Consider the following 254-nt stretch of genomic DNA (forward strand, 5'->3'; position numbering starts at 1 on the left):
CGGCTATCTGGGCGAGCTTGGCGTAGGATTCCGCCCCCTCCCGCAAACGCCCCCAATGCTGGCCGCTCGATCGCGTTCTGGGACAGCCCCACGACCTGTTCTACCCGCCTGACGAGATTGCGGCGCGTCGTCCAGGCGCAGACCTGGCGGCCGCCCTTCACGAGGGCACGCTGGAGCGCGAAGCGTGGCGGGTCTGCGAGAACGGCGCGGAATATCTCGCGCGCCTGACGATCAGCGCCCTGTTCGAAGGCGAC

1 pseudogene is annotated in these 254 nt (G+C 68.9%); it reads left to right on the forward strand.

The annotated features are described in order from the left end of the window. Positions 1-44 precede the first annotated feature (44 nt). A pseudogene (locus AX703_RS28940) lies at positions 45-254 on the forward strand (PAS domain-containing sensor histidine kinase); the annotation flags it as partial.

It is taken from the genome of Novosphingobium sp. CCH12-A3 (genome assembly GCF_001556015.1).
Lineage (GTDB): Bacteria > Pseudomonadota > Alphaproteobacteria > Sphingomonadales > Sphingomonadaceae > Novosphingobium > Novosphingobium subterraneum.